The organism is Lyngbya aestuarii BL J (assembly GCF_000478195.2).
GTDB lineage: Bacteria > Cyanobacteriota > Cyanobacteriia > Cyanobacteriales > Microcoleaceae > Capilliphycus > Capilliphycus aestuarii.
The window spans coordinates 1-405 of record NZ_AUZM01000374.1 but is presented as its reverse complement, the minus strand read 5'-3'; the positions used below and the strand labels follow the sequence as shown (position 1 = coordinate 405).

The window sequence follows — 405 nt, the reverse complement described above, 5'->3', positions numbered from 1 at the left end:
ATTTGGACGTTTTTTTTTTTTTCACGTTAATCTTTTTTTTTACTGGTTGGTCCCCCCTCAAGGGGTTTTTCTTTTTTTAGGATTTTTACCGCCACTCGCTTTATTTGGATTAGGATTTCCTTTTTTAGCTAAACAAACAGAACGCTTTTCTCTCGCTCAAAAAATTCATTATAACGTTATAATTTTAGGACAAATTATTTTAGCTTCTTTGGTATTATATTTCTTAGCTCATGCTGTTTTATTCCAGCTTTATTTTCCAACTCGCTACACCTATCATAGCTTAAAAATTGTCTTGATTTTAGCATCCGGTTTAGCTGTAACATTAATCTTAGAAGCACAATTACGAGCTTTAATTCAAATCATAGAAAACGGTTTAACTCGATATCAGTTAATGCTTTTAGATCG

At 31.6% G+C, this 405-nt stretch carries 1 pseudogene; it reads left to right on the top strand.

What is annotated here, in order from left to right:
• Positions 1-46: 46 nt before the first annotated feature.
• Positions 47-405: pseudogene (locus M595_RS28585) on the top strand (hypothetical protein); the annotation flags it as partial.